We start from the raw sequence: 22,730 nt of genomic DNA, 5'->3' as shown, positions 1-22,730 counted from the left end.
GGCTGGCACCGCCACGTCACCCTTGCCACCGCCGCTCAGCTGTTCCTCACCCAGCTACGGCTGACCGACCCAAAAGCAGCAGGGCAGCCCTGAGCCTCTACGCCGTCCTACGGCACCTGCAATACCAACTCAGCACCTGGCTCGGTTTCTGCCCACACTGCCACCAACCCGTGCCGACCTAACAAAGTACTACTAGTGGTGCCCCGGCGTGCTGGTTGGCGGCGCGGGGCAGGGTGATGAACGCCCGGTCATAGTATCGGCGGCCTTTCGCCCCCCTTCGCCGGCTCACACCCCGCTGCCAGCCGTGGCGGGGCGGGCTGGCGGCGACGGTCCGCATTTGCGCGGCATTCCCCGCTCACCGAGGGCCTTGGAGCGTCTCTCCGACTACATGAATTGGTTCTGGATTCTCATGATCGAATGCTTACACTTCGGCGCGGAAGTGCTGGAGAATATATTCATGGGGCAGGCTTCACTGTTCAGCAGGGCCGAGATTTCCGGAATGCGCGATCGAACCGCTGCACGGAATTACTCTGCCACTCGAGAAGAATTTCGCCGGCAGCATGAGAGGCAACGCGCTTGGGGTTTGCAGCGTCGCCATGCGGAGAAGCTCCGCCGTATCCGGCAAGGTGCGGCCGTGCCGGTGACGGATGCCGGGCGCCGTTCCGCGGTAGATGCTCCACCCGCGGACACCCCCACAGGCAGTGGTCGGGCCGCGGCTTGTGCACCGCTGAGGGACGCGGGCACGCCTCAGACTCTTCCGGAGGTGTCGGTATCAGTGTCATCGCCGGTAATCACGGGAAAGGCCGATGAGGCACGCCCTTCGGACCTGAGCCGGCGTGCGCCGGCAACGCAGCGAGCTGCCCTTGAACTTGGGCGCATCGGCTTCGCCCCGCAACATGCCGCCCTCCGAACCGAGCACACCCGCCACGCCCCGCACCATGCCGCCCTCCGAACCCGGCACACCGCGCAGCATGCCGACCTTCGAACCCGCCACACCGCGCAGCATGCCGACCTTCGAACCCGGCACCCCGGCCACGCCCCGCAGCGTGTTGGCCTTCGGTTCCGGCACAGACTGTGGCCTGTCGATCTTCTGTTCGGACTTCAGGCGGGACGCCCGGATCCGTCACCGCATCGGCCGGCTCACTCTGGGGACTTTCTGGATCGGGGTGGTCGTCGCAGGATGGCGGTCACGGTCGCACTCGGCCTTCATTGGTCTGCCCGGGGATGCGGTGGTCGACGAGCGATTACCAGCGTGAGAACACGGATCTATCAGGCCGTCTCCGCTGCAGTTGCGCACAACAGGCTGTGGCCGATAAATGGGTCGATGCGAAGACTCAGCAGGCTGTTTGGTACGGCGCGAAGCCGCCGGACATCGTGGCCTTTTACACATTGCGATGAAACGCAGAAAGCCGAACTCATCGGTTCGGCGAACTGCCATTCGGAGTGGTCTGCGGCGGTGGCGGCGTGGTGTGGCGGGGGATATGCGGGGGGCGATCCGGAGCCCGAGGCGATTCCGCACCACAATGAGCCAACAACACGGGACCAGCCGATCCGCGGTCCGACAACGCCCCTGGCAGCCCTTACCGCGGGTTCGTTCAGAAACCCGGCCAGTCCGGCACCACCCGTCCGCACGGCGGCGGGCGGCGGGCGGCGGGCGGCGGGCGGCGGGCGGCGGGCGGCGGGCGGCGGGCGGCAGAGGGTCAACGCCGCGAACCAGTCCGAAAAGCCCTACCGAATCGGTACCACTAACCCGATGCGACAAGCCACAGGATGTCCATGTCCCAGACCGGCCGGACAAGCTCAGCGAATTGGCACCATGAACTCGACGCTACGGGTTGAGCCGGTGTCACTGGCGGCGGCTCGAAACGGTGTCGGCCGGCGTTGGCGGAGCATGTCCAGGACGCGACATGCTCCGCCGGGGCTCCGGTGGCAAGCGCCCTTCGCCATCGGCGTGCCGTTCGGGGGCCAGCCGTCAGCACGGCCGCCGGTCAGCACGGCTGCCGGTCAGGAGGCAGGCCTGGCGAACTATCGGCGCAGCGGAACTAACAGGCCGAGCAGACCGGGCCCGCAGGCCGAGCCGGACAGCCGAGCCGGTCTCGCAGACCAAACCGGGCAGACCAAGCCCGACAGACCAAGCCAGACAGACCGGGCAGGTCAGGCAGGTCAGGCCGGGCAGGTCAGGCCGGGGCATACCAAGCCCGGCAGGTCAGGCCGGTGGTCGGTCAGGTGGCCGGGGCGTCCCAGAAGACGTAGATCGAGCCGTACGGCACCGACGCCGTCTGGCCGGGTGTGCAGGTTCCGGTGGGGGCCACGCCGCCGGACGTACGCAAGCGGTTGATGAAGTCCGAGCGGCTCAGGACGCCCTTGCCGGTACGGGTCTCGACCTTCAGCAGCAGCTCCGGGATGGCTCCGGTGACCGGGGAGGACGCCGCGCGGGAGGCGGTCACCAGGGAGCCGTCGCGGACCGACTGCCAGCTCGGGCCTCCGAAGTGGTGGATACGGCCGCCGGTGCCGACGAGCTGGGCCTCGGGTACCGAGCCGCCGGTGAACGCGCCGGTCGTGGCGCCGTCGGGAACCACGCAGGTGTACGTCTGCGTGCCGCTCGTGACGATGTAGGCGCCGACCAGTTTGGAACCGGCCGGCGGCCTGATGTCCTTCGGGATCAGCGGGACGGCGACCGGCCGTACGCCGGGACGGTTGTCGTCGTGCACGCCCGCGGACGCCGGGGCGGCGCCGGTGACGGTGACGACCGCGGTGGCAGCCGTGGCGATTCCGGCGGCCGCGAGCGTACGGATCCGAGAACGGGTTGTGAGCATGAGCTTTCCCCTGCCTGCTCGGGTGGGCGGAGCTGCCCACCTTCCGCGACATGACACGGGAACCGGGCCGTGACGGATCAAACCGGCCCGGTGACTGTCCGTTCGTCTATCCGGTGGGAGCCGAACGGATCCGGCCACGTACCTCACCGAGGCCGACGACTGTCCCATTCGGACCTGGCGCGGTCGCGGTGATCACCACTTCGTCGCCGTCGGCGAGGAAGGTCCGGTCTGTACCGTCCGGAAGGGTCAGTGGCTGTTGCCCGTTCCAGGTGAGTTCGATGAGGCAGCCGGGTGAGCCACCGCTGACCGTGCCGGAGGCGAACAGGTCACCGGTCCGCAGCGACGCGCCGTTGACGGTCATGTGGGCGAGCATCTGCGCGCCGGTCCAGTACATGCCACTGAACGACGGGGCCGACACGACGTGCCCGTTGAGCCGGATCTCGAAGCGGATGTCGAGGCCCCACGGCTGTGCCTTCTCGTCGTCGAGGTACGGCAGCAGCGGCACGGTCCGTTCCGGCGCGGGTGTCCGGGCGTGGTCGAGAGCCGCCAGCGGGACGATCCAGGGGGATATCGACGTGGCGAAGCTCTTGCCCAGGAACGGGCCGAGCGGAACGTACTCCCAGGCCTGGATGTCCCGGGCGGACCAGTCGTTGACCAGGCACACCCCGAACACGTGCTCCTCGAACGCGTCGAGGGCGACCGGTTCGCCCTGCCGGGACGGCGTGCCGACGACGTAGCCGAGCTCGGCCTCGATGTCGAGCCGCTGGGACGCCCCGAAGGTGATCTCGCCGTCGGGGCCGCGCCGCTGCCCGGACGGCCGCACCACGTCGGTGCCGGAGACCACGACGGTGCCGGCGCGGCCGTGGTAGCCGATCGGCAGGTGCTTCCAGTTCGGGGTGAGCGGGTCCTGTCCGGGCCGGAACATCTTTCCCAGGTTGGTGGCGTGCTGCTCGGAGGCGTAGAAGTCGACGTAGTCGGCGACCGTGAACGGCAGGTGCATGATCGCGTCGGCGGCCGGAACCAGGTGGCCGGAGAGCAGGTCGCGGTACACCTCGTCGGTGAGCCAGGTGGTCAGCTGTGCCCGCAGCGCCTGCCATGTGCGCGGGCCGGCGGCCAGCAGCGCGTCCAGGTTCGGTCCGGCGACGGCGGCGGCGAGTTCCGGGGCGAGCCTGCGGGCCGCGGCCGGAAGGTCGATGATGTGCTCACCGATCGCGACACCTGCCCGCGGGTGCGCGTCGGCGGGGGTGCTGAACACCCCGTAGGGCAGGGTCGTGAGGCCGAACGGGTGGCCGGCCGGGATGTCGAGCCAGGTCAACGCGGGTCCTCCAGGAGTCGATACTTTCGCAGGCCGGCGACCGGCTCGTCGATGCTGCACGTGCCGAAACTGATGAAGTGGTGCCGGACCGCCTTGACCAGGACCTCGTCGATTCCGGCGACGGCCGCCGCGACGCGCCGGCCGTCCTGGTCGGCCAGGGCCCGTTCGATCTCGTAACCCTGCAGGGCGCGGGCGGTCGCGAGCAGCACGTTCAGGAAACCGTGGTGTTCGAAACCGGTCACGGGGTCACGGTGGCGGATCGGGTCGTGCAGGCCGGCGGTCAGTTTGAACGCGAGGCCCCCGCGCACCGCGGCCCACAGGGCACCGGCCAGTTCGGCCTCGCTGGGGAACGCGTCCGCGCGTACGCCACCGGTCCGGATCTTCAATCGGAGGCCGGCGTCGCGCAGGGCCGCCACGCGCGTCGCGGTCACCTCCCGGCAGGGGATCTCGGTGTACGTCGGAAGCGTCCCGTCGGCGGTGAGCGAAGGACCCTCCACGCCGGCGATCTCGAGCCCGGCGGCCGCGGGAAGAGCGTCGGGAGGACCGGCGACCGGCCCCGGAAGCACCAGCGACACTCTCAGGGGCGGACCGCCGGCCGCCGCCTCGGCGAGTTCGCCGAAGCGGGCCAGCGAGCACACGAACGGCCCGGCGAGCGGAGCGAGTGCCGACGACTGCCGTTCACGATGGGCGGAGACGGCCGCGGGCATCGGCACGTTACCGGGCGGGAAGATCGCCGCGTCGTCGAACAGTCCGGCGAACAGCGGGTTCACGAGTTCCGCGCCCAGGTCCAGGCGTAGACGCCGTCGTCGCAGATCCGGCCGGCCTCACCCAGGCCGAGCGGCCGGAACGTGTCGACCATGACCGCCAGTTCGTCGAACCGTTCCGCGCCGAGGCTGCCCTCGACGGCGCCGGGCTGCGGCCCGTGCGAGTGCCCGCCGGGGTGCAGCGACACCGAGCCGACGTTGATGCCGGAACCCTTGCGGGCCTCGTAGTCGCCGCCCACGTAGAACATGACCTCGTCGCTGTCGACGTTCGAGTGGTAGTACGGCACCGGCACGGCGAGCGGATGATAGTCGACCTTGCGGGGCACGAAGTTGCAGATCACGAAGTTGTTGCCCTCGAAGACCTGGTGCACCGGCGGCGGCTGGTGGACCCGCCCGGTGATCGGCTCGAAGTCGGCGATGTTGAACACGTACGGGTACAGGCACCCGTCCCATCCGACCACGTCGAACGGGTGGTGCGGCGTGATGTGCACGGTCCCGGCCAGCCCGCCCGGCCCGTCGCCCCGATGCTTGATGTAGACCTCGACGTTCTCCCCTTCGACGACATGAGGGCCGTCGGGCGTACGCAGATCGCGTTCGCAGTAGGGCGAGTGCTCGAGGAACTGCCCGTACCGTGACAGGTAGCGTTTCGGCGGGGCGATGTGGCTGTTCGCCTCGATCGTGTAGAGCCGCAGCGGCTCGTCCCCGGACGGCACCCATCGGTGCGTGGTCGCCCGCGGAACGATGACGTAATCGCCGGCACCGACGAGCAGGTCCCCGAAGACGGTCTCCACGGTGCCGGCGCCGGCCTCGACGTACACGCACTCGTCACCGGTCGCGTTGCGGTACAGCGGCGAGGCGGTGCCCGCCACCACGTACCCGATCCGCACGTCGGCGTTGCCGAGGATCAGCCGCCGGTCCCGGACCGCGTCGCACGACTTCCACTCCTCGCCGTCGAAGAGCTCGTGCAGGCGCAGGTGCCGGGGCAGCAGCGGCAGGTTGGCCTCGGTGGTCTGGTCGGGCAGCTGCCAGATCCGGGCGCCGGCGACCGCCGACGGCACGTGCCGGTGGTACAGCAGCGACGAGTCGGAGGAGAAGCCCTCCTCGCCCATCAGCTCCTCGTAGTACAGCCGGCCGTCGGGGTCGCGGTGCTGGGTGTGCCGTTTGGGCGGGACGTGGCCCGCCTTCTGGTAATGAGCCATCGTCGCCCTCCCGGATCAGAAATTGCCGCGCTTGGCCTGCTCGCGCTCGATCGCCTCGAACAGCGCCTTGAAGTTGCCCTTGCCGAATCCGAGCGACCCGTGCCGTTCGATCAGCTCGAAGAACACGGTAGGCCGGTCGCCGATCGGCTTGGTGAAGATCTGCAACAGGTAGCCGTCCTCGTCCCGGTCGACCAGGATGCCGCGCTTCTGCAGCTCCTCGATCGGCACGCGCACCTCGCCGATCCGGGCCCGCAGCTCCGGGTCGGAGTAGTAGGAGTCCGGCGTCGCGAGGAACTCGACGCCCTCCTCGACCAGGGCGTCCACGGCACGCAGGATGTCGTTGGTGGCCAGCGCCAGATGCTGCGCGCCCGGCCCGCGGTAGAACTCCAGGTACTCGTCGATCTGCGACTTCTTCTTGGCGACGGCCGGCTCGTTGAGCGGGAACTTGACCCGGTGGTTGCCGGACGCCACGACCTTCGACATGAGCGCCGAGTAGTCGGTGGCGATGTCGTCGCCGATGAACTCGGCCATGTTCGTGAAGCCCATGACCCGGTTGTAGAAGTCCACCCACTCGTCCATGGCGCCGAGCTCGACGTTGCCGACGATGTGGTCGAGGGCCTGGAAGATCCGCTTCGGGGCGCCGGGACGCTTGCGGTGCGTCGAGGTCCGGGCCACATAACCGGGCAGGTACGGACCGGTGTAGTGCTCCCGGTTGACCAGGGTGTGCCGGGTGTCGCCGTACGCCGCGATGGCGGCCTTGCGGACCGTGCCGTACTCGTCGGAGACGTCGTGCGGCTCCTCGAGGATCGTGGCGCCCTGGGCGCGGGCGTGCTCGATGCACTTGTCCACGTCCGGGACGGTCAGCGCGATGTCGGTGACGCCGTCGCCGTGTGCCGCCTGGTGGGCGATGACCGGGCTGTCCGGGTCCACGCCCCCGTTGATCACGAACCGGATGGCGCCGCTCTTCAGCACGTACGACATGTGGTCGCGGTTGCCGTTCTCCGGGCCGGAGTAGGCGATCAGTTCCATCCCGAACGCGGACTGGAAGAAGTGCGCGGTCTGGGTGGCGTTGCCGACCGCCCACACGATCGCGTCCCACCCGGTCACCGGGAACGGGTCTCCGGCGGAGTCGTACTCGACCAGTCCCACGAGCTGCTTGAGAGTGTCGAGATCAAGCTCCGCGAGTCGTTCCTCGCTGGTCAGCGTCTCGTTGACGGACATCGGTGCTCCCTTCGGGCCCTGCTGATGCCCACAGCTTTACGAGACGCCGGTCACTGCACAACAAGCAGTGAAAAGGCCCGGCAGATTGCCCAGATCTACGGGTCGGTAGCCTCTTTCGCTGGTCAGTTTGCCCAGACGCGACCGCGTCCCTCGTGCTTGGCGTTGTAGAGGCTGCGGTCGGCGTCGGACAGCAGCGACGGCAGCTCCCGCCGGCTGCCGTGGTGCACGCCGATGCTCACCGACACCCTCAGCCCCGGTGCCACCTCGCCCCAGGGATGCGACCGGACCGCGTCAAGGATCTGCTGCGCCCGTGCCGCCGGGACACCGGTGTGCACGTCGGCCAGGATCACCACGAACTCGTCGCCACCGAGCCGGGCCGCCAGGTCGATCTGCCGTACGTGGACCGCCAGGATCTGCCCCAGCCGGGCCAGCACCAGGTCACCCACATCGTGGCCGAACCCGTCGTTGACGGCCTTGAAATGGTCGACGTCGATCATCATCACGGCGTACGCCGAGTCGTCGGCCCGGTTGTCGCCCAGGGTCGCCAGGTACGCCTGGTAGCCGCGCCGGTTCGCCAGCCCGGTCAGCTCGTCGACCACCAGATCCCGGCGCAGCTGCTCGTGGTCGCGCCGGCGGCGTTCCACGGCGATGGCGTCGCGGATGCCCGCCATCCGGTCCAGCCGGTCGTTCCAGCGCAGCACGGCCAGTTCGTCGCCGTACCGGATGGCGGGCCGGCTGGTGCCCGGTTCCTTCGCCGCGATGCACAGGCGCAGCAGCCTCGTACCGCTCGGCAGCGGAATGCCGACGTCGTCGCCGGCCTCCTCGGCGAGTACCGCGGCAAGGGCCGCGTCCCCGGCGCGGGCCGCGGCGATCGCCCCGCCCAGCGCGGCGATCCGGCCCTCGGCCGGGGTGCGGGCCTCCCCGGCGATCGCGGCCAGCAGGTGCCGCATGCCACGGACCTCCCCCACCCACCCCGGCTGCCAGTCCGCGTCGGTCGGGTCGCCGAGGGCCAGCGCCGTTCGTGCCCGGGCAGCGGCCGTGTCCCACTCGCCGATCGCGACCAGACAGCTCGCCCAGTCGAGGGCCAGGTCGAACGAGTTGATCGACACCACCCGCCCATGCCGGCGCATCGTCTCGGCCCAGCGCTCCCCCGGCTCGGCCAGGGCCCGCTCGGTCAGTTCGTAGTACTCCAGCGCCAGTTCCCAGAAACCGAGTTCGTGGGCGACGCACGCGACCTCGATCAGCGCCGCGGCCCGGTGCACCACCGGACTCGTCCGGTCCGCCTCGTCGAGCAGCACCACCGCCCGCACCAGCAGCGCGGCCGCGGACTCCCCGGTCGTGGCGGTACGACGGCGACCGGCACAGCGCAGGGCCTTCTGTCCCACCGCCAGCGCGAGCAGCGCCGGATCGCCCAGCAGCACCGCCCCGTCGACCATCGCGTCGACGTGCTCGGTGTCGTCGACGCCGTCCTCTGCACAGGCCAGCGAGCGGACCATGTGAAGCAGGAGAAGAACGTCCGTCCAGTCGTTGGCGACCGCCTCCCGCTCGGCACGGTCGACCGCCGTCGGGTCGTTGTGCCCCTGCGCCGCTTCGATCAACCGGTAGGCGTGCTCGATCGCGGCCTCGTGCACATCACTCGGCACCACGCGGTCCCGCACCCCGGTCCTCACACTCCGCCGCCTCACTCTTCCGCCGCCGCCAGGCTACTTCGGGCGTACGAATCCGGCAGGCATTGACTACATTCCGATGTCATGGAGTCGACCGGGCCGGTACCGAGTGAGCCGGTACCGAGTCGGCCGGTACTGAGTGAGCCGGTGCTCGCCGCGCTGTCGTACTGGCCGGTCAACCGGGAGGACCCGCCGCCCGCCGACCTCACGGTGCTGCCGCCGTTCCTCGACGAGCTGTTCGCGCGGTGGCCGTGGTGGGACCGGGCATGGCGGGTGACCGGGGTGGAACCACCCCGCGTGGCCGTGGAGGAGAACGGCCGCGCCCGCAGTTCCCACGCGTTCACCCAGGTCTACGTGGCCGGCACGGTCGGCCGCGGCGACGAGACGCTGCCGCTGTCGGCGAGGATCTGGTTCGCGGGCGGCCGGCTGCTGCGCTTCGAGGCGAAGGTCGGTGACGCGGTCATCGGGCCGGCGGCATTCCCGGCCGGCGAGCCGGAACGGTATCCGTTCGGTGCTCTGCTCCACTCCCTGATGACCGCACGCGACGTCTCCGCCGGCGAGCTGGCCCGCCGGACCGGGCGCGCCAGGTCGACGATCGCCGCCGTGCTCGGCGGCTACCGGCCCCCACCACGTAGTCTCGTCGAGGAGATCGCGGCGGCGCTCGGCATCCCGGAGGCGGACCTGCTGGCCGCCAGCGGCCCGGACCGCCTCGCCCCTCCCCCGCACCACCGCTTGTCGTCGAGAGGATCCCCGTGAGTGAGCCGCCCGTGATCGCCCGGGTGACGAACGGCCTCGGCCGGCTGACCCTCAACCGGCCGGCCGCCATCAACGCCCTGACCGCCGAGATGGTCGGCCTCCTTCGCCGTACTCTTGCGGAATGGGCTGAATCGGACACCGTGCGCACCGTCCTGATCGACGGCGCCGGACCGCGCGGGCTCTGCGCCGGCGGCGACCTGCGGGCCATGCACGCCGACGCCGTCTCCGGCGGCACCGGTTCGCTCGACTTCTGGGCCGAGGAGTACCGGCTCAACGCCGACATCGCCGCCTACCCCAAACCGGTCGTCAGCTGGATGGACGGCTTAGTGATGGGTGGCGGCATCGGCGTCTCCGCGCACGCCGCACTGCGGATCGTGACCGAACGCTCCCGGCTCGCGATGCCCGAGGTCGGCATCGGCTTCCACCCGGATGTGGGCGGATCATGGCTGCTGGCACACGCGCCGGGTGAGATCGGGACCCACCTGGCTCTGACCGGCGGCACGATCGGTGCGGCCGACGCGCTCACCGCCGGGCTCGCCGACCACTTCCTGCCCGCCGGCCGTCTTCCGGACCTGATCGCGGCTCTGACCGCAGACGGTGCCGTCGCATCCGCCGGTGGCCGGTCGCCGGTCACCTCGCCCGCCGGGAGCGTCACCGCGCCGATGGCCGAAGCGGTAGGCGGGCAGGACGCCGCGCACGTGGTGGCGTCGCTCGCCGCCGACCCGCCGCCGGGCGTGCTCGGCACGGCCCGTGGCTGGATCGATGAATGCTATGCCGGGGACGACGTCGCCATGATCATTGAACGGCTCGCCGGGCATCCGTCGCCGGACGCCCAGGCCGCGGCCAAGGAGATCGTCACCAAGTCACCGATGTCGCTCGTCGTCGCACTGCGGTCGGTGCGGTCCGCTGCCCGCCTGCCGGGGCTACGGGCGGCGCTCGACCAGGAGTACCGCCTGTCGGCGGCGCTGTTGCGGCTGCCCGATCTGGCCGAGGGCATCCGTGCGCAGATCATCGACAAGGACCGGCGGCCCCGCTGGCAGCCGGCTTCCCTCGCCGAGGTCGACCCGGCCGTGGTCGAGGCCTGCTTCGCCGGTTGACCTCCGGAGTCGCACGTCACCGTGCCGAGGCTCAGGTGACCGCGCTGCGCGCCGATGAACGGGCGTGCCGAAACGACGTACGCCCCCAGCGTGGCAGCTGTGCCTCGCCCTGGGTGCGGTCCTTGCGGCCGGTTACGCGATGCTGCCGGACGGTGGCTGGTGGCATCCCGTCGCCTACGGGCTCGACGGCCTGATCTGTATCGCCGTCGTGCTGGCCGCGGTCCGCCGTTACCGGCCCGACCAGCCGTCGACGTGGTACGTCTTCGTGGCCGGGATCGGGGTGTGGCTGGCCGGCACGGTCATCGAGCGGGCCACCACCGCCGCGCCGTGGTCGCATGTCAGCTCGCTGCTGTTCCTCGCCGGATACCCGCTGCTCTGCCACGCGCTGATCGGCCTGATCCGGGGGCGGGTGCGGTACCACGACCGTACGGCCGGGATCGACGCCGGGATCGTGGCGACCAGTCTGGCCTTGTTGTTCTGGACACTGATCGCGGGGCAGGTCACGCTGCCGTGGCTCCAGCTGCTGTTCGCCGCCGGGGACATCGCCCTGTTCGTGCTGATCTCCCTGCTGGTCACCACGCCGGGAGCCCGGACCGCGAGTTATCTCATGATGCTCGCCGCGCTTGCGCTGACCGTCTTCTCCGATGTAATGATCATGACGATGCCGTTCCGCCCGGGTGCACCGGCCGACGTGGCGCAGCTGCTCAGCTACGCCTTCGTCGGTGCGGCGGTCCTGCATCCGTCGATGCGTCAGCTCACGGTTCCGCTGACCCAGCCACCCGCCTTCGTACGCCCCCGTCTGGCGCTGCTGACCGTCGCGATCCTGCTCGCCCCGGCGGTCAGCCTCTATCAGGGCGCGACCGGCCGGATCGCCCAGAACTGGCTGCCCGTGGGCGTCAGCTCGATCATCCTGTTCCTGCTGGTGACCGCCCGCATGGCCGGTCTGGTGATGCGGGTCGAGCACCAGGCGCGGCGACTGTCGGTGCTGGTCAACCAGGATCCGCTGACCGGCGTCGCGAACCGCCGTCGCTGGGACGACCGGCTGGCCGAGGCCATGTCACGCGCGGCCCGTACCGGCGAACCGCTGGTGGTGGCGTTGCTGGACCTCGACCATTTCAAGCGGTTCAACGACACGCACGGCCACCAGGCCGGTGACGAACTGCTCAGCGGCGCGGCCGCCGCCTGGTCCGCGGGGCTACGCGACGACGACCTGCTGGCCCGGTACGGCGGTGAGGAGTTCTGTGTCCTGCTCACCGGACGGACCACCGCCGAGGCGGCCCGTGCGGTGGAACATCTGCAGGCGCTCACTCCGCGGGGACAGACGTTCTCCGCCGGACTGACCCGCTGGGACGGCCACCGGACCGCCCGGGAACTGCTCGAAGAAGCCGACCGCCTCCTCTACGAGGGCAAACGGTCGGGTCGCGCCCGCGTGATCACCGACGAGACCGCTGACGCCGCCCCGCGGGCAACGGCCGCGTAAGGCCCCGGTACGACGACAACGCGGATTCGCGGGTCAGCCCACGGATCCGGCCGTACCGTCCGAAGGGTGCCGTCTCTCCGCCGCCTCGTCGCGGTCCTCATGATCACCGCAGTGGCCGTGCTGTCGTCCGGTCCGGCCAGCGCCACGGGACGGCAGAGGACCGGCGAGCGCCTGACCCTCGGCGGCCCGCCGATCAGTACCAGCATCGCCACGTTCACCGCCGCGAAGGGCGACCGGCTGACCGTGGTGCTGCGCCGGGGCACACTGCCCGTCGAGGACGCGTTCGACCTGGTCATCCGGGGTCCCGGCGGCGCCGAGGCGACCCGGGGAACGCTGTACTGGTCGCGGTCACTGGCCGCGATCGCCGTGGACGCCCGGGTCACCGGTGACTACACCGCCGAGGTGCTCCCGTCGGCCGGCAGGCAGATGACCGGCACCGGCAGCCTGCAGCTGGCCGGATCGACCCGGCAGACCACCACGCTGAACGGCAAGGCGCTGCGCCTGCACATCCGGCAGCCGGGTGAACGGGCGTTCGCGACGTTTCCGGCGACCGCCGGCCAGCTGTTCTCGGTGGCCGGCCAGGTCGACGACGACGAGGGCGCCTCCGCCTTCGAGCTGACCGTCAGGGACGTCCGCGGGGAGCTGATCAGCAATTTCTTCGAACCGGTCTACGAGACCGGCGGATCGTCGAAGGACCTGACGGCCCCGCAGACCGGCACCTACACCTTGGAGCTGACCGCCCCCGAGGGGGCGACCGGCATGATGACCGTCTTCGTGACGGCTCCCGGGACACCGATGCCGGCGACCGTGAACGGTCCCGAGTTCCGCACCTCCGTCACCGTGCCGGGCGGGCGCTCGCTCGTCACGTTCCCGGCGACGGCCGGTGACCGCCTGCTGGTGGTGGCGCGGGGCACCGGCCTCGAGAACGGTTCATGGCTGGACCTCGAGGCCCGCGGCCCGGACGGGAAACGAGCGGCGCTGCTGGACTCCGGCTCCGCCGCCATGTCCGTCCTCGACCTGGAGGTACGCCGGACGGGCCGGCACGTCCTCGAAATCAACCCGGTCGACTGGGCCACGGGCCGGTTCGCCGTCGCGATCCTGACTCCGGCCACCGCCGAGGCGCGGATCGGCGGCCCGGCGGTCAGCCTGGATCTGGACCGGCCGGGCAAGTCCGGGATCGCCGCGTTCCAGGCTGGCGCGGGGCAACGGCTGGCGGTGATCACCCGCAGCACCAGCACGACATCGGAGGACGCCAAGACCGAGATCAAGATCCGCTCGCCGTACGGCACCGAGATCGGCACCGGCTCACTCGGCTACGGCGCCGAATCGCACCTGGCAGACATCCCGTTCACCGCCCCGGTGGCCGGCCGCTACACCGTGGAGGTCGTCGCCGACGGCCCCGCCACCGGCCGTTACACGGTGCAGATCGGCGGGTCGTCGACGGTGACCGCGAAGGTGGGCGGCCCGGCGGTACAGGCCCGGGCAACGGGGCCGGGCGGGCGGGCGTTCGTCGGCTTCGACGTGACCGCGGGCCGGCGGCTGGACGTGGTGCTGCGGGCGGGTGACCTGCCGGCCGGTGGCGCCGTCGTGACGGTCCGCGCCCCGGACGGCGGCGAACTCGGCGGGTGTTCGATGTCCGCCACCGACGACGAGCCCGAGACCCTCACCTTCGTCGCGCGGGCGGCCGGCCGCTACCTGCTGGAGGTCGACCCGCACCTGGATCAGCCGGGATCGGTGACGGTCGAGGTTCAGCCCGCCGACTAGGGTACGGGTGCATGACGATCCAGTTGTGTGTCCTGCTGTGGGCGCATCCGGGCCGGGGCGAGGCGCTGACCGCGTACGAGGACAAGGTTCTGACCCTGCTCGGCGAGCATGAGGGCCGTCTGCTGCAACGCGCCCGCACCCGGCCGGACGGCCCGGCCGGTGCCCCCGACGAGACGCAGCTGATCGAATTCGCCTCCCGGACCGGCTACGACGGTTTCCTCGCCGACCCGCGCCGCACCGCCCTGACCGCCGAACGTGACGCGGCGATCGCCCGCACCGACCTGTACCCGGTGGACGTGATCTGATTCGCCCCGCCTCGCCGAAAAGCGGTGCACCGGCCTGTCGTACCCGGCCCGCAGCATGTGCCGGGTGCGGCTCGAGGTTCTGGGGTGGGATACGGCCGGCGGGTCAGCGGCGGGGAAACGGCCGCCGGGACGGACGCTCGGCAGGTGGGTAACCGCGCGACGGGCTTCCCGCCTGCGGGTAGCTGCGATATCGCTGAGCAGCCGGGGTGAAGAACGTCGGCTGGGCCGCGGGTACCGGCTCGCGCGGCTGGTCCCCGTCGATGATCTCGGTCATCCGGCGGATCGTCGGGTCGCCCTCGTCGGCGACGTAGTCCTGGGAACGGGTCTCGTCGCGCCCGTCCGGCACGTCCAGGGCGCGGAACAGCGGCGTCGCCGCGAACGTGACGATCAGGTTGACGGCCAGCGCCACGATTCCCACGTAGATGCTGGCGTCGCTGTCGATGCCGATGGTGTCGAGCGGCCACGCCGAACCGCCGAAGTGCTCGCGCACCACGGTCGTACCGTCGGGTCCGCCGAGTTTCGGCACCTGCCAGAGCATGACGATGCCGACGAGCAGCCCGGCTCCGATGCCGCTCATCAGCGCCCACCGATGGAACCAGTTGGTGTAGAGGCCGAGCGCCACGGCAGGCAGCGTCTGCATGATCACGACACCGCCGATCAGCTGCAGGTCGATGGCGAACTGGGTGTTGAGCAGCAGGATGACCAGCAGGGCTCCGAATTTGACGGTGAGCGAGACGATCTTGCTGACGTACGTCTGCTCCTTGTCGGAGGCGTCGGGCCGCAGGTAGACGCGGTAGATGTCGCGGGTGAAGAGGTTGGCCGCGGCGATCGACATGATCGCGGCGGGGACCATGGCGCCGACGCCGATGGCGGCGAAGACCATCCCGGCGGTCCAGGCGGGTGAGTTCTCACTGAACCATTGCGGTACGACGGTGTTGGCGTTCCCGCCCACGGCGCTGGTCCCGCTGTAGATGGCAGCGAATCCGACAAGCATGAGAATGCCCAGCGTGAGCGTGTAGAGCGGCAGCACGGCCAGGTTGCGCCGCAGCGTGCCACGGTTGCGGGAGGCGAGCACGCCGGTGAGGGTGTGCGGGTAGAGGAAGAGGGCGAGCGCCGATCCGAGGGCCAGGGTCACGTAGTTGAGCTGGCTCTGCGGCGCCAGCAGGAGCCCGTCGTCGACGCGGGGCGTGGCCGCGTACTTGGCCTCGGCGAGCCGGAAGACCGGGTCCCAGCCGCCCGGCATCATCGACACGATCATCACGACGGACAGCACCGACCACAGGACCAGGGTGTCCTTGACGATGGAGACGAGCGCCGGCCCGCGCAGTCCGGAGTTGAACGTGTAGAGGGCGAGCACCAGGAACGCGACGGTGAGCGGCCAGCCCTTGGGCAGTCCCATCACTTCGAAGACCGCTTCGATGCCGATCAACTGCAGGGCGATGTACGGCATGGTCGCCACGATCCCGAGCACGGCGATTCCGGTACCGAGTGGGCGTGACCCGAACCGGGCGCGGACGAATTCGGCGGGCGTGACGAAACCGTGCACGTGGCAGACCGACCAGAACCGGGCCAGCACCACGAACAGCATCGGGTAGACGATCACCAGGAACGGCACCGGGAAGAAGCCGGCCGCGCCGATCCCGTAGACCAGGGTGGGCACCGCCACGAACGTGTACGCCGTGTAGACGTCCCCGCTGAGCAGGAAGAACGTCACCCAGTTACCGAACGCCCGGCCGCCGAGTCCCCATTCCTCGAGGCTGTGGATGGAGTCGGGCCGGCGCCATCGGGACGCCGCGAACCCCATGATCGCGACGAGACCGAAGATCAGTGTGAAGACGATCAGCTGAACTTTCTGATCGTCCATGGTCACCTCGTCCGCAGATGCACGTACGCGATGACCGAGCTGGCCAGGAAGGCGAAGCCGAGCTGGCACCAGTAGAAGAACGGCAGCCCGAGGAATGCCGGTTCGACGCGGTTGTAGAGGGCTGGGAGGAGCGGCAGGACGATCGGGATCAGCAGCAGCCAGTTACGCCGGTCGGCGTCGGGCCGGCGGAAGAAGCCGCGCAGCCCGGGTCGTTCGGCGACGGCGTGCCTCGGCCGCGGGGTGGGAAGGGTCCTGTCCGCCATTGACAGCCTCCGGAGGGTGATCAAGTGTCCACCGGCCGCAATATTGGCAGGTGACGGACATCACGTTCACCAACCGTTCAGGTGAGGCCATATCGGCTGTTCGGGCACTCGCCGGGCGAAAGTAGTCACTGACCCCTTTGGGCCGAACACCGGCTCACGCCCGCCGGAACTTCCGTGAGCTGGGCCTTTAGGGCAGCCTAACCAAGGCAAATGACGTCACGTCCGCCCGCATCTTCGAGGACATCCTGTCCGACGAGGAACACCACGTCGACTACCTGGAGACCCAGCTCAGCCTCATCGAGAAGCTGGGCGAGCCGTTGTACCTGCAGAACGTCACGGAGCACCCGGAAGCCGGGTGACTCAACCAGCGGTCAGCAGCTCCGAGAGTGTGACCGGTTCCAGGCCGCGGCGCCGGAGCCCGGCGAGGATTGCCGGTAGCGCGTCGTCGGTGTAGAGGGCGTTCGCCTCGGTCACATGCAGGATGACCACCGAACCCGGCTTCACCTGCGACAGCACCGCCTTCACCACCGGCTCCGGCCCGCGGGCGAACGGGTCCCCGCTCACCACGTCACCGTCCACGACGGTGACCCCGAGAGGCGCCAGCGCCCGCAGCGCCGCCCGGTCGTGACACAGCCCCGGGAACCGGAAGTAGCGGGTCTGCCGCCCGCCGAACGGCTCCAGCACCCGGAAGGTCTTCGCCACGTCCTCGGTCATGCCGGCCGGTTTCACCCGCGGCAGGTTGTAGCAGTCGCCGGTGAACGCGGCATGCTCGTAACTGTGGTTCGCCACCTCGAACAACGGGTTCCCGGCGATCCGGCGGGTGACTTCGGGATACTCCTCGGCCCACTGGCCGGTGACGAAGAACGTGGCCGGGATGCGCCGCTGCTCCAGCAGGCCGAGCAGGCGCAGATTCGCGTACGACTTCACCTCGCCCCGCCGCAGCCGCGCCGACATCGCGTCGGTCATGTCCGCGTCGAAGGTCAGCGCCACCCGTTTGCGCTCGCGCGACCCGTGCTGCACCACCGGCGGTGACTCACCGAGAGCCACCGCGCCCGGCGTCCCGGCCGGCGCGCCCGGTGCCGATGCCGCCGGCGCGGCCGATTCCAGGATCGGCGAGCGGGCGGGGGACGCGGCCGGCGGCGACGGCTCCGCCCGGGGCGCGGGCGTTCCACACCCCGCCAGCACCAGAACCGTGCAGAGGGCGAGCAACCGCCGATCGAGAGGCATGCCCGCGAGAATGGCAAAGCCGCGTCCGCCGCGCCACCCGGAAAGCTACTCCTTGACAGCCACGCCGCAGTACTGGTTGACATCCATGCCGGGATCGCCGTCCGGCCGCCATCGGTTGCACGGGACGACCCCGGGTTCCAGCAGGCGCAGGCCGTCGAAGAACGTGGTGATCTGCGCCGCGCTCCGGTATTTGATCTTCGGGGTGCCCCGCTCGTTCCAGAAGTCGACGATGCGGTGCGCCTCAGCGGTGTTGATGTCGTGACATCCGTGCGCGATCGCCAGATAGCTGCCGGGCGGCAGCTCCTCGACGAGCCGGCGGATCACCGCGAGGGCCGCCTCGTCGTCCCGGATGAAGTGCACGATTCCGAGCAGAGTCAGCGCGATCGGCTGCGAGAAGTCGAGGGTCTCCCGCGCCGCGCGCAGGATCGACTCGGGATCGTTGAGGTCGGCCTCGACATAGGTGGTGACGCCCTCGGGGCTGCCCGCCAGCAGAGCCCGGGCGTGCACCAGGACCAGCGGATCGTTGTCGACGTAGACGACCTTGGTCTCCGACGCGACGGCCTGTGCCACCTGGTGGGTGTTGTCGGCGGTCGGCAGGCCGGTGCCGATGTCCAGGATCTGGCGGATCCCGCCGTCACGGACCAGGTGCTCGACCGAGCGCCGCAGGAACTTCCGGTCCTCCCGTGCGAGGGCGACGATCGACGGCAGCATCACGGCGATGGCGTCCCCGGCCTCGCGGTCGGCCCGGAAGTTGTCCTTGCCGCCGAGCCAGTAGTTCCACAACCGCGCCGAATGCGGCGTATCGGTGTCCAGATGCTTCGCCGCCGGTTCGGTCACGGAGATCCTCCAGGTCCACGGTGACATCGACGGCGCTCATCATGCCAGTTCGGTTCGCGGACGTGTGCCCGCCGGGCCGGACCCGGCGGGCACACTCCGGCGTCAGACCCCGAGGTAGGCGTGGCCGACCAGGATGCGATGGTCGGAACAGGCACCGGCCTTGTAGTCGGCGGTGGCCGGAACGCCCGTGCAGGTCAGCGCGAGGCCGAGCACGTCAGCGGTGTAGGCGCCCGTGATGCGGTTCTTACGGGCGAAGATGTGGTCGACCTTGGTCAGGCTGGCACCGCACGGGGTGGGGTTGGCGATGTTGGGCTGGGTGGCGGTCCACTCTCCGTACCCGCGGCAGTTGGCATCATCGGCGTTGTCCATCTCGTGATAGCCGCCGAAGAAGTCCAGCCGCTCGTATTGCGGCTGGGCGTTGAGGTCACCGGCGAGCACCGCGGTGTGGCCGGCGGTGTTGAACGCCTCGAGGCGGTCGTACACGTCCTCGAGCTGGTGCCTGCTGTAGAAGACGTTGTTGGCGTCCCGGGTGCCCTTCGACGTGATGTGCGTGCCGCAGAAGCGCAGCTGGGGCTTGCCCTCCGGATTGACGCAGGTCAGCGTGTGGATCTCGCCGGTGGTGTCCCCGGTGAGCGTCCAGCGTTGCGCGTCGTCGAGCCGGTACCGGCTGAAGATCGCGTTGCCGAACGCGCCCTTCGCCTCCCCGGCGGCGCACGGGCCCTTGGGCGTGGCCGGGGTGAAGCGGGCGAAGTTGCTGGGATCCTCCGGGAAGCCGAGCTCGCGCAGTTCGGCGATCAGCGCGTTGTACTGCGACTGGCAGATCTCGTTGACCACCGCGAAGTCCGCCCGGTAGGCGATCGAGTTCGCGGCCGCGGTGATCATGCCGTTGGTGGTGCTGCCGTAGGCCAGACCCTCCTTCGCGCCGGCGACGTTCCAGGTCCAGAACCGGTAGAGGGTGCCGGCCGCCGAGGCGGGTCCGGCCGGAGCGAACACGGCCCCGGCCGCCAGGAGCAGGATGGCGGCAGCGCGCGCCAGCCAGCGATTCGTACGCAAAATATCTCCCCGTTTTGTTCTGCGAATCGTCACCAGAAATTCAAGATCATATAAGCATGGGTACGCCTCCGCGCGCCGCCCCCGTCCACTCAGGAGGTTCTGCCAGACTGCGGTCAGGGCGGTGGGAGGAGTGGCGATGATCCAGCGCGATTACCTGGACCTGGCAACGGTGGCCACGGCGTTGCTCGGCGATCCGGCCGTGGGGCATTCGTGGGCGGCGGGCAGTGCGTTACCGGAGTTCCGGGTGTCCGGGCTGGCCGGGCATCTCGCGAGCCAGATCACCGTGGTCGCCGCTGTTCTCGACGCCGATCCGCCGGGCACCCCGCCGATCTCACTGCTCGAGCACTACGCCCGGTCGACGTGGACCGACGGTGACATCGGCAGCGCATTGAACACCGGAATCCGGCTGGCCGGCGAGCAGACCGCGGCGGCCGGCCTCCCGGCACTGCGGGAACAGGCCGCGGCCGGGCTCGCGGACCTGCGGCGGCGGCTTCCGGGCGTTCCGGCGGACACGGCCGTTCAGCTGCCGTTCGGCCCGTGGGCGCTGAGTCTCGGCGACTTCCTGGCGACCCGGATGCTGGAGATCGCGGTGCACTGCGACGACCTGGCCGTCAGCGTGGGCGTGCCGACTCCGGCGCTGCCCACCCGCGCGGAGGAGACGGTGCTGGGCCTGCTGTGCCGCTGGGCGGCAGCCCGGCACGGCGGAACCGCTGTCCTCCGGGCGCTCAGCCGCTCCGAACGCGCCACCGGGATAGCCGCGCTCTGATCAACCGCCGGCCGTACCGGGCGGCGGCCCCTGCAGGGCCGATGAGGCGTCTGCGGTACGGCTCCCCGCCTCAGGCGGCGTGGCCGGACTGGGCGGCGTGGGCGATGGCCCGGCGTAGGACGGCCACCGACACGGTCAGGTCACCGGCCATCTCGGTCAGGCCGAGTTCTATCCACTCGCGTACCAGCTGGGAGTAGGGCACCCCGGCCTGGTCGGCCGCCACCCGGATGCGCTGGGCCAGCGCAGGTGGCACGCGGATGCCGAGTGGCACCATCGGTTCGTTCTCGGGGACCGGGGGCAGGCTCACCCTCGTACCCTCGTGGTAGGTCACCTCCCCGGCAGCGAATGCCGCCGCCGCCGCGGAGAGTTGCTCGTCGCTGTACTGCTGGCTGCTCATGACGCGTCCGCCTCCCATGCCTTGAACCGCACCAGTTCCTCCGGGGTCATCTCACGGGCACCGATGATCTGCTGCCGGTGCCCGCCGAGCAGCCGCACGGCGACGACGAGCGGCCGGCCGGCCCGGGTGCGGCCGCTGATCGTCAGGAAGTGCACCCCGGCGCTCTCCGCGGCCAGCGGCAGACGCCGCTCCGCGGAGAGGACCTGGGTGACCTCCTGCGACTCGACGTCACGCAGCCGCGCCAGAGCTTCGGTCAACCACTCGTACCCCACTACCCCAGCGTATGACGTTCGTCTGACGGCGTCGAGCGGCGGAACTGTCGGCCTGCCGAGATGAGACCGTTAATATTTGCTGGTAGACAAACATCCGTGGCGGACGACTATTTCACCATCGCTCTGGAGCCGGTCGACGGCGACGCGACCGCGCGGGTCCGGCTGGCCGGCTCGTTCGACATCGTCGCGCGTGAGGACCTGTGCGACGCGCTGCTCGGACTGGCCGGCCCGGACGCGGGCGCGCGGAGGATAGCCGTCGACCTGCACGACGTCACCTTCATCGACTCCGAGGCGATCAACGCGCTGATCCAGGGCTACCTGGCCGCCGACCGGGCCGGCATCGACTTCCGCCTGGCGAACGCCCGCGGCATCGTCGACCGCGTCCTGCGGATCGTCGGGCTCGATCATCTGCTGCAGCCACCTGGGAGAATCGCCGGGTGAACCCGGAATGGCTCAGCCCGGAGCAGCTGTCGGCCTGGGTGCGCTTCATCGGTGTGGTGGAGCCGTCTACCACCGTTACGACCGGTGACCGCACGCCGTGGGAACCGCACCAACGTCAGAACTGCACGACACGACCCGCGCGAGGCGGGACCCGGCCATCGAGCACGTCGGTCCAGGCCTGCCGTAATGCCTCCGGCCCCTCGCCGGCCAGGACGTCGAGGGACTTGCCGGCGAGTGCCGTGAAGCGGTGCCACGCCTCGGCGAACCGCTGGTCCAAGCCCTCGCGACCCCAGTCGAGCCGGCGTTTGCGCATCTGGACCGGGGCGAAGAACACCTCGCCCGCGGCGTCGGCGTTCGGCTGCTTGCCGGTCAGGCCGACGGCGATGTCCCGGATCAGCCGGTCACCGAACCGCCGGTGCAGCGCGGCCCGGGTCGCCGGCGACCCGGACAGGTCGAGGTAGACGGCCGGCACCTGGTCGAGACCGTCGACCTCGTCGTAGGTCAGCACCTCGTCGTAACAGCCGAGCGATCGGGTGAACTCGACGTTGCCCGGCGAGGTGAGCCCGATCAGGCGCGGGCCCCGGCCGTGCAGTTCGAACGCGGCGGCGTACGCCGTCTTGCTCGAGGCCGAGGAGACGATCAGCTGCCGCGCTCCGTAGAAGTCGTTGTCGGCTACCTGGTCGGCGAGCATGAACGAGGTGAAGAACAGCGGCCGGAACAGGATCAGCAGATCCTCCTGGCCGGGGTGGTAGGCGGCGTCGCCGGTGGTCGAGCGATAGGCGTTGTACGGCGACGGCAGCCCGGCCCGGTGAGCGGAGCCGTCGCGGAACCCGGTGCCGTCGATCCGTTCCGGACGGACCACGAGGTGGCCGGCCGGAGGCAGGTAGCCGTACACCCGCAGGCCGTTCTCCAGACCGGGAACCCTGGACTCGGTCACTTCGGCGAATCCCCAGAGCGGCGGCAGTCCCCACTCGGGGCCGAGGCCGCGCGGCCCGCCGGGGAAGAACTCCCAGTAGCGCATCGACTCGCCGAGCACCGCGTAGGTGATGTTGTTGGCGGTCAGCCCGACCCGGTCGACCCGCAGCAGCGCCTCGCCCTCGGCGGGGCGGGGCGTGGTGCCCTCGGTCAGCAAGGTGCGGGACAGGTCGTCCCGGGCAACGGCGAACGTCCATGAATCCGGCATGCCGTGACGCTAAACAGCCTGCTCGTACGGGACAAGTGCACTG

The 22,730-nt window shown here is 70.2% G+C and carries 22 protein-coding genes and 2 pseudogenes; 9 read left to right on the top strand and 15 right to left on the bottom strand.

The window, feature by feature from the left end; genetic code table 11:
* A pseudogene (locus AB0G04_RS29105) lies at positions 1-196 on the top strand (IS701 family transposase); the annotation flags it as partial.
* A 582-nt stretch (positions 197-778) separates the two neighbouring features.
* On the opposite strand, the gene AB0G04_RS29100 reads toward AB0G04_RS29105, so the two are convergent.
* The 7 genes from AB0G04_RS29100 to AB0G04_RS29070 form a co-directional block, all read right to left on the bottom strand.
* Entirely contained in the window at positions 779-1,036 is a 258-nt protein-coding gene (locus AB0G04_RS29100) for a hypothetical protein (protein WP_360988807.1), read from the bottom strand.
* Positions 1,037-2,222: 1,186 nt separating this feature from the next.
* Positions 2,223-2,816: a DUF3455 domain-containing protein gene (locus AB0G04_RS29095; RefSeq protein WP_360988804.1), complete on the bottom strand. Its 594-nt coding sequence runs from the start codon at positions 2,814-2,816 to the stop codon at positions 2,223-2,225.
* 106 nt (positions 2,817-2,922) lie between these two features.
* Positions 2,923-4,131 carry a fumarylacetoacetase gene (fahA, locus tag AB0G04_RS29090; RefSeq protein WP_360988801.1) on the bottom strand — a complete coding sequence of 403 codons (1,209 nt, stop codon included), beginning with the start codon at positions 4,129-4,131 and terminating at the stop codon, positions 2,923-2,925.
* The gene (locus AB0G04_RS29085) at positions 4,128-4,901 is read right to left on the bottom strand and encodes a hypothetical protein (RefSeq protein ID WP_360988798.1); all 774 of its coding nucleotides are present in this window, start codon (positions 4,899-4,901) and stop codon (positions 4,128-4,130) included. The genes fahA and AB0G04_RS29085 overlap by 4 nt, the downstream gene beginning before the upstream one ends.
* Complete coding sequence (locus AB0G04_RS29080; protein ID WP_360988795.1) at positions 4,898-6,094, bottom strand: cupin domain-containing protein; 1,197 nt, start codon at positions 6,092-6,094, stop codon at positions 4,898-4,900. The genes AB0G04_RS29085 and AB0G04_RS29080 overlap by 4 nt, the downstream gene beginning before the upstream one ends.
* Positions 6,095-6,109: 15 nt before the next feature.
* A complete protein-coding gene (gene hppD / locus AB0G04_RS29075) occupies positions 6,110-7,315 on the bottom strand; it encodes a 4-hydroxyphenylpyruvate dioxygenase (protein WP_360988792.1) in 1,206 nt (401 codons plus the stop codon).
* A gap of 122 nt (positions 7,316-7,437) precedes the next feature.
* Positions 7,438-8,961, bottom strand: coding sequence for a GGDEF domain-containing protein (locus AB0G04_RS29070; RefSeq protein WP_360988790.1), 1,524 nt, complete (start codon positions 8,959-8,961; stop codon positions 7,438-7,440).
* 105 nt (positions 8,962-9,066) lie between these two features.
* Here AB0G04_RS29070 and AB0G04_RS29065 point away from each other — a divergent pair, with 105 nt between their 5' ends.
* The 5 genes from AB0G04_RS29065 to AB0G04_RS29045 all read left to right on the top strand — a co-directional run bounded on the left by AB0G04_RS29065 (position 9,067) and on the right by AB0G04_RS29045 (position 14,384).
* A complete protein-coding gene (locus AB0G04_RS29065) occupies positions 9,067-9,738 on the top strand; it encodes a helix-turn-helix transcriptional regulator (RefSeq protein ID WP_360988787.1) in 672 nt (223 codons plus the stop codon).
* On the top strand, positions 9,735-10,835 hold the full coding sequence (locus AB0G04_RS29060) for an enoyl-CoA hydratase/isomerase family protein (protein ID WP_360988784.1): 1,101 nt from the start codon (positions 9,735-9,737) through the stop codon (positions 10,833-10,835). Before AB0G04_RS29065 ends, AB0G04_RS29060 begins: the two co-directional genes overlap by 4 nt.
* Positions 10,836-10,899: 64 nt before the next feature.
* Positions 10,900-12,315, top strand: coding sequence for a GGDEF domain-containing protein (locus AB0G04_RS29055; protein WP_360988781.1), 1,416 nt, complete (start codon positions 10,900-10,902; stop codon positions 12,313-12,315).
* Positions 12,316-12,381: 66 nt separating this feature from the next.
* Positions 12,382-14,079 carry a hypothetical protein gene (locus tag AB0G04_RS29050; protein WP_360988779.1) on the top strand — a complete coding sequence of 566 codons (1,698 nt, stop codon included), beginning with the start codon at positions 12,382-12,384 and terminating at the stop codon, positions 14,077-14,079.
* Between the two features lie 11 nt (positions 14,080-14,090).
* Positions 14,091-14,384 (top strand): hypothetical protein, encoded by a 294-nt coding sequence (locus tag AB0G04_RS29045; protein WP_360988776.1) that lies wholly within the window; start codon positions 14,091-14,093, stop codon positions 14,382-14,384.
* 103 nt (positions 14,385-14,487) lie between these two features.
* On the opposite strand, the gene AB0G04_RS29040 is transcribed toward AB0G04_RS29045, so the two are convergent.
* Entirely contained in the window at positions 14,488-16,248 is a 1,761-nt protein-coding gene (locus tag AB0G04_RS29040; RefSeq protein ID WP_360988773.1) for a sodium:solute symporter, read from the bottom strand.
* A 2-nt stretch (positions 16,249-16,250) separates the two neighbouring features.
* Positions 16,251-16,511 (bottom strand): DUF3311 domain-containing protein, encoded by a 261-nt coding sequence (locus AB0G04_RS29035; protein ID WP_360988771.1) that lies wholly within the window; start codon positions 16,509-16,511, stop codon positions 16,251-16,253.
* 221 nt (positions 16,512-16,732) lie between these two features.
* Here AB0G04_RS29035 and AB0G04_RS29030 point away from each other — a divergent pair.
* Positions 16,733-16,870, top strand: a pseudogene (locus AB0G04_RS29030) (bacterioferritin); the annotation flags it as partial.
* Between the two features lies 1 nt (position 16,871).
* Here AB0G04_RS29030 and AB0G04_RS29025 read toward each other — a convergent pair.
* The 3 genes from AB0G04_RS29025 to AB0G04_RS29015 all read right to left on the bottom strand — a co-directional run bounded on the left by AB0G04_RS29025 (position 16,872) and on the right by AB0G04_RS29015 (position 19,628).
* Positions 16,872-17,738: a polysaccharide deacetylase family protein gene (locus tag AB0G04_RS29025; protein ID WP_360988768.1), complete on the bottom strand. Its 867-nt coding sequence runs from the start codon at positions 17,736-17,738 to the stop codon at positions 16,872-16,874.
* A 45-nt stretch (positions 17,739-17,783) separates the two neighbouring features.
* Positions 17,784-18,575, bottom strand: coding sequence for an SAM-dependent methyltransferase (locus AB0G04_RS29020; protein WP_360988765.1), 792 nt, complete (start codon positions 18,573-18,575; stop codon positions 17,784-17,786).
* A 102-nt stretch (positions 18,576-18,677) separates the two neighbouring features.
* Positions 18,678-19,628, bottom strand: a complete 951-nt coding sequence (locus tag AB0G04_RS29015; protein ID WP_360988762.1) for an endonuclease/exonuclease/phosphatase family protein — start codon at positions 19,626-19,628, stop codon at positions 18,678-18,680.
* Positions 19,629-19,764: 136 nt separating this feature from the next.
* On the opposite strand from AB0G04_RS29015, the gene AB0G04_RS29010 reads away from it, so the two are divergent.
* Positions 19,765-20,394, top strand: a complete 630-nt coding sequence (locus tag AB0G04_RS29010; protein WP_360988759.1) for a maleylpyruvate isomerase N-terminal domain-containing protein — start codon at positions 19,765-19,767, stop codon at positions 20,392-20,394.
* A 70-nt stretch (positions 20,395-20,464) separates the two neighbouring features.
* Here AB0G04_RS29010 and AB0G04_RS29005 read toward each other — a convergent pair whose 3' ends face one another.
* Together AB0G04_RS29005 and AB0G04_RS29000 are read right to left on the bottom strand one after the other, a co-directional pair.
* Positions 20,465-20,791, bottom strand: coding sequence for a hypothetical protein (locus tag AB0G04_RS29005; RefSeq protein WP_360988756.1), 327 nt, complete (start codon positions 20,789-20,791; stop codon positions 20,465-20,467).
* Positions 20,788-21,063 carry a hypothetical protein gene (locus AB0G04_RS29000; RefSeq protein ID WP_360988753.1) on the bottom strand — a complete coding sequence of 92 codons (276 nt, stop codon included), beginning with the start codon at positions 21,061-21,063 and terminating at the stop codon, positions 20,788-20,790. Before AB0G04_RS29000 ends, AB0G04_RS29005 begins: the two co-directional genes overlap by 4 nt.
* Before the next feature lie 96 nt (positions 21,064-21,159).
* On the opposite strand from AB0G04_RS29000, the gene AB0G04_RS28995 reads away from it, so the two are divergent.
* A complete protein-coding gene (locus AB0G04_RS28995) occupies positions 21,160-21,504 on the top strand; it encodes an STAS domain-containing protein (protein ID WP_360988750.1) in 345 nt (114 codons plus the stop codon).
* Between the two features lie 115 nt (positions 21,505-21,619).
* Here AB0G04_RS28995 and AB0G04_RS28990 read toward each other — a convergent pair whose 3' ends face one another.
* On the bottom strand, positions 21,620-22,687 hold the full coding sequence (locus tag AB0G04_RS28990; protein ID WP_360988748.1) for a DUF2855 family protein: 1,068 nt from the start codon (positions 22,685-22,687) through the stop codon (positions 21,620-21,622).
* Positions 22,688-22,730: the final 43 nt, after the last annotated feature.

This window comes from Actinoplanes sp. NPDC023801, from assembly GCF_040639655.1.
Taxonomy (GTDB): Bacteria; Actinomycetota; Actinomycetes; order Mycobacteriales; family Micromonosporaceae; genus Actinoplanes.
Note: the sequence above shows the minus strand (reverse complement) of the source record. Positions and strands in the feature narration are given on the sequence as shown.

Bases quoted from the DNA above. Each gene is read 5' to 3' on its own strand.
- AB0G04_RS29040 (WP_360988773.1), bottom strand. From the start codon at position 16,248: ATGGACGATCAGAAAGTTCAGCTGATCGTCTTCACACTGATCTTCGGT.
- AB0G04_RS29095 (WP_360988804.1), bottom strand. From the start codon at position 2,816: ATGCTCACAACCCGTTCTCGGATCCGTACGCTCGCGGCCGCCGGAATC.
- AB0G04_RS29065 (WP_360988787.1), top strand. From the start codon at position 9,067: ATGGAGTCGACCGGGCCGGTACCGAGTGAGCCGGTACCGAGTCGGCCG.
- AB0G04_RS29045 (WP_360988776.1), top strand. From the start codon at position 14,091: ATGACGATCCAGTTGTGTGTCCTGCTGTGGGCGCATCCGGGCCGGGGC.
- AB0G04_RS29005 (WP_360988756.1), bottom strand. From the start codon at position 20,791: ATGAGCAGCCAGCAGTACAGCGACGAGCAACTCTCCGCGGCGGCGGCG.
- AB0G04_RS28990 (WP_360988748.1), bottom strand. From the start codon at position 22,687: ATGCCGGATTCATGGACGTTCGCCGTTGCCCGGGACGACCTGTCCCGC.
- AB0G04_RS29080 (WP_360988795.1), bottom strand. From the start codon at position 6,094: ATGGCTCATTACCAGAAGGCGGGCCACGTCCCGCCCAAACGGCACACC.
- AB0G04_RS29035 (WP_360988771.1), bottom strand. From the start codon at position 16,511: ATGGCGGACAGGACCCTTCCCACCCCGCGGCCGAGGCACGCCGTCGCC.
- AB0G04_RS29025 (WP_360988768.1), bottom strand. From the start codon at position 17,738: ATGCCTCTCGATCGGCGGTTGCTCGCCCTCTGCACGGTTCTGGTGCTG.
- hppD (WP_360988792.1), bottom strand. From the start codon at position 7,315: ATGTCCGTCAACGAGACGCTGACCAGCGAGGAACGACTCGCGGAGCTT.
- AB0G04_RS29010 (WP_360988759.1), top strand. From the start codon at position 19,765: ATGATCCAGCGCGATTACCTGGACCTGGCAACGGTGGCCACGGCGTTG.